Annotated in this window: 8 protein-coding genes; 6 read left to right on the top strand and 2 right to left on the bottom strand. The window is 42.8% G+C overall.

What is annotated here, in order from left to right:
• Positions 1–363 precede the first annotated feature (363 nt).
• From M0Q51_03475 to M0Q51_03450, 6 genes are all read left to right on the top strand, one after another.
• Positions 364–975: a T9SS type A sorting domain-containing protein gene (locus tag M0Q51_03475; GenBank protein MCK9399044.1), complete on the top strand. Its 612-nt coding sequence runs from the start codon at positions 364–366 to the stop codon at positions 973–975.
• Between the two features lie 48 nt (positions 976–1,023).
• Positions 1,024–1,707 (top strand): queuosine precursor transporter, encoded by a 684-nt coding sequence (locus M0Q51_03470; GenBank protein MCK9399043.1) that lies wholly within the window; start codon positions 1,024–1,026, stop codon positions 1,705–1,707.
• 171 nt (positions 1,708–1,878) lie between these two features.
• Complete coding sequence (locus tag M0Q51_03465) at positions 1,879–2,244, top strand: hypothetical protein (protein MCK9399042.1); 366 nt, start codon at positions 1,879–1,881, stop codon at positions 2,242–2,244.
• 169 nt (positions 2,245–2,413) lie between these two features.
• A complete protein-coding gene (locus M0Q51_03460; protein ID MCK9399041.1) occupies positions 2,414–3,691 on the top strand; it encodes a T9SS type A sorting domain-containing protein in 1,278 nt (425 codons plus the stop codon).
• Complete coding sequence (locus tag M0Q51_03455; GenBank protein ID MCK9399040.1) at positions 3,691–5,919, top strand: TonB-dependent receptor; 2,229 nt, start codon at positions 3,691–3,693, stop codon at positions 5,917–5,919. The genes M0Q51_03460 and M0Q51_03455 overlap by 1 nt, the downstream gene beginning before the upstream one ends.
• Before the next feature lie 3 nt (positions 5,920–5,922).
• Positions 5,923–6,945, top strand: coding sequence for an HmuY family protein (locus tag M0Q51_03450; GenBank protein MCK9399039.1), 1,023 nt, complete (start codon positions 5,923–5,925; stop codon positions 6,943–6,945).
• Positions 6,946–7,273: 328 nt separating this feature from the next.
• Here M0Q51_03450 and M0Q51_03445 read toward each other — a convergent pair whose 3' ends face one another.
• Together M0Q51_03445 and M0Q51_03440 are read right to left on the bottom strand one after the other, a co-directional pair.
• Positions 7,274–7,660 (bottom strand): histidine kinase, encoded by a 387-nt coding sequence (locus tag M0Q51_03445; protein MCK9399038.1) that lies wholly within the window; start codon positions 7,658–7,660, stop codon positions 7,274–7,276.
• On the bottom strand, positions 7,657–7,998 hold the full coding sequence (locus tag M0Q51_03440) for a hypothetical protein (GenBank protein MCK9399037.1): 342 nt from the start codon (positions 7,996–7,998) through the stop codon (positions 7,657–7,659). Before M0Q51_03440 ends, M0Q51_03445 begins: the two co-directional genes overlap by 4 nt.
• Between the last annotated feature and the right edge of the window lie 333 nt (positions 7,999–8,331).

Genomic DNA, 8,331 nt, shown 5'->3' with positions numbered 1-8,331 from the left:
GAATCTTGTTATCTTTGTTCGAAGATAATCAAAGTTATTAAACTAATCATTTGATATACAAATAGTTATAAACATTCTTATTAACAATCCTCTTTACTAAGAGCCCTTAGTTTTGATACACCCTCTTGTAATTAACGGCCTCTATTTCTATCCTCGGACGATTGTGCGAGACTATTTTCAAATGTCCCTTGCGGGACAACGCCAAATCATCCTACCTTCTTACCGTCCTACCTTCTTACCTTCCTTACCGTCCTACCGTTTTATTTTTTGTTATTGATATGTTAAATAGATTGACATATGAATCGATCTGAGCGATCTTTGCAAAGAATATTGTTTACAGATCACGTTTAAAAATCAAACAAAATGAAAAAATTTCTACTTTTCGGAGCCTTTGCTCTTCTCTTTTCAGGATTTGCTTTGGGTGGCTCAATTACCATAATAAATTCAGGATTTACATTTTCTCCGGACAACGTAATCATCAATGTTGGCGACACGGTTAACTTTCAGCTTGCAAGCATCCACAATGCGGTAGAGGTAAGTGAAACAACATGGAATGCTGACGGAAATACGCCGCTTCCTGGTTTTTCGCTTCCTTTTGGTGGAGGTCAGGTCACAGAATTGACAGCCGGAGTGCATTTTTATGTTTGCACACCTCATGCTTCAGGTGGAATGAAGGGAAAAATCACTGTCAACGGACCGTCAGGAATTGGTGATAATGAAGCTGGTATCGGAAAGATTAATATTTTTCCTAACCCGACAAGAGGGAAGTTTACTTTGCAAATCAACGGATCAGGCAGTGATCAGCAAACGAGACTGGAAATATTCAATATTCTTGGAGAGAAAATAGCTGATGTACCGGGCTTTGTGTCTCAAGCATCAAATGAAATAGACCTTTCATCTGTTCCGGACGGAATCTATTTTATAAGAATTAATGACAGGAAGAAGATTTATACCGAAGAGCTTATAAAACAGTAACGTAGCCAAAGCTGGAAACGGCAAAAAAGTAACTATTTTTGCCTGACTATGTTCAACACCAGGCGCGATATATTATTTACGGTCCTGGGCGGCTTTTTCGTGACGAATGCCGTTGTAGGTGAACTCATTGGAGGGAAGCTTATTCAGATAGGCCCGTTTACCATGAGCATCGGGATCATCCCCTGGCCGATAGTGTTCCTGGCTACCGATATCATCAATGAATATTATGGGAAGAAAGGCGTGAGAAGGCTCTCGATGATGACTGCCGGGCTGATCACATATACCTTTGTCATTCTCCTGGCCGGGATGAGTGTGCATGCATCCCGCATTTCACCGGTAAAAGACGAGCAGTTTCACGCCGTTTTCGGCCAATCGATGTGGATCATCGTGGGAAGTATCACAGCTTTTTTAACCTCACAGTTGGTTGATGTGCTGATATTCTGGCTAATCCGGAGCCGGACAGGCAAAAAGATGATCTGGCTGAGAGCAACCGGCTCGACGGCCATATCGCAGTTAATCGATACGTTTATTGTCACCGGCATTGCCTTCTGGCTTCCCGGAAAACTCACTTTCGGGGATTTTATCAATACAGCCTTTACCGGTTATACAGCAAAGCTGATCATTGCCATAGCATTGACCCCCCTGATTTACCTGGGCCACGCCATTATACATTCTTACCTGGGAAAGGAGCAGAGCGACCAGATTGTTGAGGAGACGGCGAGAACGCAGTGAACGTCATCAGTTTAACAATTTAACATTTCCTTCTGTTAATCTTGAATCTTTATAAATTACTATCTTAAAAAACAATAAATCAATATTTTAAAAATGATTATATAATAATGAAGATTTTCACATACGTTCATATTGATTTCCTCGTTATTTTTGCAGCGAATTTTTCTCAGGATGAACAAAACAGTCAGGAACAGGGATAAAAGGATGGCCATGCTGCTTATTGCGGCGTTTGCCTGGCTTTTTATCGGTTCCCTGGTCATCTTTCATGAGGAACATGTGTTGGGAAAACACTTCAACCTGAACATCCAGGCTTTTATCTCACCAAAATCCAAAGATAAACAGGGATTTGCTGTAAAACTCCACAGTCCCCTGCTGAAACTTTATGACAATGGCGGAACAGCCGGCATTCTTTCACAAAACTTGCATTCTGCCTTTAATAGTTATGCTTTCGAAATCAAACCCAGGGAAACATCTTCCTTTTACAAGGATAAAGAAATCCTGAACTATTTCCCGCTCCGGGCACCCCCGGCCGTTTAGCAACATTCCCGGATAAATATCGGTTTACTTTACCTCCCATAAAGAGGTCAATATCTGTATAATCCAGGATGCTCCTCCTCCAATCATGCATCTTGTCTCTATTTTCCAGTTTCAAATTTCAAATTTAATTTAATTCACTATCTGTCAATATTATAAATATCAAAACCTCATGAAAACCCTTACTCTAATTTCGCTCATCCTGACACTAAGCATTTCGTGCTACAGCCAACACGGTAAATCAGGTCAGGCTGTCAATGCCCTGGATTCCATTGTTTTGGGGCCAGGCTATGCCAATGATATCTATTATAGCTTTGAAAACGGGGTGGTAGCTTCCGTGCCACGTACCAATTGGGACATTGGTTTCCACACTACTGTCTGGACCGCTGCCATCATCACAAACGGGGCTGCCGGAGTGAACCTGTACACCTATCCTAAAGCCGATACCACCGGATGGAATACTGTCGACACGGCCGGGATCTCAAGCTGGACAGTTCTTTATGATTCTGAAGATGATTGGGAAGATGGGGCCTTCAACCGCGGTGCCGCCGGTCACCCCGATTATGGCTGGGGCAAATATAATCCCATAAACCATGATGTGGTGGGTGACTCTGTTTATATTCTGAAAACCCTTGATGGAACCTATAAAAAGATATGGATCCTGCGCAAGAATTCATCCAACAATACCTATTTCATCCGGCAAGCAAACCTGGATGGAAGCAATGATAATGTTACTGAATTAAACATCAATCCATATCGTAATGTAAACTTCATTTATTATGCATTTTCTTCTGCTGCAATCGTGGAAAGGGAGCCAGATACAGCTTCCTGGGACATTCTCTTTACGAAATACATGGCTATCCAGCCAGACGGAACACCTTATCCGGTCGTGGGAGTTTTGAACAACTTCAGGGTCTATGCTAATAAATTCTATCCTGTTGTGCAGGATTTCAATGACTGGACAAGCACGCCGCCTGATTCTACCAAGTCATCCATAGGATGGGAATGGAAAAGCTTTGACATGAACTCATTTACCTGGACCGTGGCCGATTCTACCGCTTTCTTCGTGCACTCCCGGAATAAAGATATTTATAAGCTTGTTTTTACAAAATTTGATGGAAGCAGTACAGGTAAAATCATCTTTGATAAAAAAGCTGTGTCCCCATCCGGGATTCCTACAATAAATTCTGGAATATTTGAAGTATCTGTATATCCGAATCCGGTGAAGGATCAACTTACTATTGATTTCGGCCAGGAAATTAAAGGTGTTGTAACTCTCGCAATTTTTGACATCAATGGTAGGCAAGTATATTCTTCACAACTGGAAGTCCGCGATTATAAGTTAACATTTCGCATACCGGAATCTTCCGTCTGTAGCGGTTTGCACCTGTTGAAAGTTGTGACAGGCAGCGGGATTTCCACATCGAAATTCCTGGTCACCAAAAATTAATGGCATTTTTTCGATTCATAGCGTTGTTTTCTTTGACCCTGCTGCTGGCCAGCCTTAATGGTTTTGGCCAGCAAGCTGTGGTCAGGGTTCAGGATGGAAAGACCGGCCAACCGGTTCCTTTTGCGCATGTCTGCTTTCAGCCGATTGACGGAGGGCAGCAAGCCCACGCTATCACACAGGAAGATGGCACAGCGCAGAACCTGACTGTTTTCAGATCCGTTGTTGCCATTTCTTATATAGGATACGAAACACTTTATGATACGATGAGCCCGGGAGAGAGTGTCACACTGTCGCTGAAACCTAAAATCCAGGAGATGAATGAGGTGGTGGTTACGGCCCAGTATTCGCCTCAACGCGTCGATAAGTCGATTTACAAGGTTAAAGTGATCAACAATCTTCAGATCGAACAGAAAGCGGCCAATAACCTGACCGACCTGCTCAACAGCGAATTGAACATCAGGATCTCACAGGACGGCGCCCTCGGGACAAGCATGAGCCTGCAGGGGTTGTCAGGCGAACATGTGAAATTCCTGGTCGATGGAGTACCTGTGATTGGGCGGATGAACGGCAACATCGACATCAGCCAGTTAAACCTTTATAATGTTGACCATATTGAAGTGATCGAGGGGCCGATGTCGGTCGTTTATGGCTCCAATGCCCTGGCAGGGGTGATCAACATCATCACCAAGGAAAATAAAAACACCCGTTTGAGCGCTTATGCCAAAGGCTACACGGAATCGGTCGGGATATATAACTTCGACCTGGGCGCTTCTTACAAGATCAAAAACCACGTCTTTTCATTCAGCGGAGGAAGAAACTTTTTCGACGGGTATTCCGATGACGATTCGATACGGTCAGTGAGATGGAAACCGAAGCGGCAGTATTTTTTCGATGGATATTATCTTTTTTCAAGGCCGAAATTAAAATTCAAGATCTCTTCATCCTGGTTCGATGAAAAGCTTCTCAGCCGGGGCAACCTGATGGCTCCTTATTATGAAACCGCTTTTGACAGCTATTTCCTTACTTCCCGCTCCACCAGCAAGATCGAATTGAATCAAAAGATCAGGGACTACCGGTATATCAGCCTCATGGGCTCCTATGCCTGGTATGCCAGAAAAAAAGAAACTGTTTTTATAGATCTTACAACATTGGAAGAGCATGCTACAATTAACCCGGAAGATTTTGACACAACACGGTTTCATAATGCCCTTTTCCGTGGAACTTTCAGCAAGAGCAATCCCGCAAGCTGTTTCAATTACCAACTTGGATTCGATCTGAACCTCGAAGCCGGAACAGGTAAAAGGATCAGGGATTACAAGCAGCAGATCGGCGATTATGCCGCTTTCCTGAGTGTTCAGTATGAGCCATTAAAATGGGTGACAATTCAGCCGGGTATCCGGCTTATTTACAATACAAAATACCAGGCACCGCTAGTATACTCGTTGAACCTGAAATTTGCTATCCTCGAAAACTACAACATCAGGGCTTCATACAGCCGTGGGTTTCGAGCCCCTTCACTCAAGGAATTGTATCTTTATTTTGTCGACGTCAATCATAATGTTCAGGGAAATCCTGACCTGAAATCTGAAAATTCTCATAATATCAATCTTTCCTTTCAATACAACCGTGAAACAAGCCAGTCATTTGTCGGAACTGAACTAAACTTCTTTTATAATGACATCAACGACATCATAACTCTTGCCCAGGCCGGCGGTAATCTTTATACTTATATTAATGTCGATAAGTACATCACCCAGGGTGCCCAGCTTGTGCTGAATTACCGGCTTTATCCCAGGCTCAATATCAGGAGCGGCGGAGGGGTAACCGGGCAGTACAATTCACTTTCCGATGAAACGGGCAACGCGGGGAAATTCTATTACAGTCCTGATGCTGCTGTAACTACGACTTACCGTTTGCAAAAAGCAGGGATAGATTTGACACTCGATTACAAATTTACCGGACGGATGCCGCAGTTTTATACAGATGATAATGAAAATGTCGTTGAAGGATACGTAAGCCAATATCATTCAATGGATTTCAACATGCAAAAGTCGTTCCTGAAAGACAGGCTTACGATTGGGGCCGGGGTTAAGAACATATTCAACAATACCACCATTCCGGCTGTCGGCGGAAGCGGTGGAGTCCATACCGGGGGAAGCGGGGATTATCCAGTAGGCTGGGGCAGGACCTTTTTTATCCAGGCAGCTGTCAATTTTAATAAGTTCTGAGCCATGAGGATTTTCAACCTGATAACATTATTCATATCCATTTTCTTTTTAACATCCTGTTTTAAAGAAGATGAGAAAATAACACCTCATGATCCGGGTGATGTTAAAACTAAGGCTATTGAACTGACGAAAGATTACCGTTACCAGGTTTTTTTTGACCTGGGTTCAGGAGAAGTCGTTTCAACAAATTTGAAGAATCAATGGGATTTGGGGTTTGAATGCAGCCCGGATGGCTGGCATATTATCCTGAACACTTCCAATTTCATGGTAGCTGCCGCAACTGGTGTGATGGATTTCAGCCTTCCGGTCGATACGGTCGGGGTGCAATGGAAATATGATGTTTCCAGCGGAAATCGTGATTCTACTGCTATTGGCAAATGGATTGATTTCGCCCCCCCGGATTCTTCAAAATCTTATTCGAATGAGGTTTATGTGATCGACCGGGGTTATGACGAATTGGGAAACCTGCGCGGGCTCAGGAAAATCGTGTTTCTCGGACTTGAAAATGATACTTATTCTTTCCGTTATGCCAACCTCGATGGAACTGCCGAAAACACTTTTTCAATCACTAAGGACCCATCAATAAACTATATTTTCTTTTCTTTTGATGAAGGAGGAAAACAGCTTAGCCTTGAACCTCCTAAGTATGGATGGGACCTGCTTTTCACACAATATACCACCCTTCTCTTCACCGATGAAGGAGACCCTTATCCATACCTGGTAACGGGCGTACTATCCAATCCTACAAACATACAAGTGGCGCAGGATACCCTCTATGACTTTTCTTCCCTCAGCCTGGATATTGTGGGAAATCTGAATTATTCATCTGTCCAGGATGAAATCGGGTATGACTGGAAAGATGTTGTCGGTGATGTTTCTTCAGGGAATGTTTCCTATGTGATCGTTGAAGGGCTGAATTACGTAATCCGCGACAATGATGGGTTCTATTACAAACTTCGCTTTATCAGTTTTTATAACAATAGCGGGGAAAAGGGGTACCCGACGTTTGAGTATCAGCGGTTATAAAATTCCAAGCACCAAGCACCAAATTCCAAACAAATTCAAAAACTCAAATCTCAAAACTCAAACTGTTTTGAATTTTAGGTTTTGGATTTTATTTTTTGTTTGGGATTTGGGATTTGGGATTTGAAATTTATTTTGATATCCTGGACATCTGCACCAAAAACAGATCGCGTTTGCCTCTTGAAATAGGAACGCAAGATCCATCTGTCATTTCAATATAACCGCCTTCGTGCCGGCAGGCTCGCCGCTTTCATCCATTAAATCGGTGTAGTTGACTTTCATGCTTTTGCCGTAAAGTTCGTTTACCAGTTTCAGTCTTGACTCGGTAATATTAGTGCCCATGCTTAATAGAGATTTCAGTGTGCTTGCTGTTTTCCAGCGTTTTACGGATGAGGGAGGCAAACTTGGTCATGTAGTTATTGGAAGATATTTTATCATTCTGAAAGACATAATACTGGATGGAGTTTAAGGTATTGAAGATAAAATGGGGGTTCATCTGTTGCCGGAGGTTGGTCTGGTTCAGTTCCGAAATAGTATGGTTCATGGCCTCCATACGTTGCAGTGAGCCGGTAAGCATCTGATATTCTTCTTTGTTCCTCATTAAAATCAGCAAAAGTGAGATATTGCTGCAAGGCATCATACATGCCTTTGGATTCCCCGAAGATGTTATAAGCCAGGGCCTTGCCAAACCAGCCATCTGCAATGATTTTTTTATCATTGAGCGAAGGCATTTTCATTGTCCGGGATCCTGCCATAAGCCCGTGCCATGTAAAGATAAGTCATGGCATCAGGCTGAATTTTCAATTTTTCGGACAGATCAACCGCTTCCTGGGCGTAACTAATAGCCTGGCGGGCGTCTTTGTATATATATAATTTACCAAGTTTTGCAAGCAGTAATACCCTGGCGGTATCCTGACGCGTAGTTTGCTGTAGCGCCGACTCCAGGCTGTCGATCAGGGTTTGATTATCCTTTGGTTGTGAAAAGGCAGGCCAGCCAAATATAATAATTTGCAGGCTGAAAAGCAGGCAGAATAGATTAGTTTGTGTTGCGTTCATTAATCTGCCCGGAAGTGAATTGTTAAATATAAAATTAATTGGTTAAGCAATTGCAAATATAAGATTGAATAATATTTGTAGGTTGGATAAGTTTTCAGGATTCTTAATCTGACTGATGGTTGGTCTGAATGAGGCAACGGAAAGGAAAGATTGGGCGGTTGGACGATTTAACGATGTAGCGATCTAACAATATTAGGATATAATATTGTCCCAAAGGGACTTATGAGAATAGCCCCGGACACTCGTCCGGGGTTTGATATGATGGCCGTGAATTACAAGTCCTGTAGGGACGGCTGAAATATGGAGATGTCATCTCGCTTCAAAATTATTCTA

Source organism: Bacteroidales bacterium, from assembly GCA_023229505.1.
Lineage (GTDB): Bacteria > Bacteroidota > Bacteroidia > Bacteroidales > JAGOPY01 > JAGOPY01.
The sequence above is the reverse complement of the archived record's forward strand: the minus strand, read 5'-3'. Positions and strand labels throughout refer to the sequence as shown.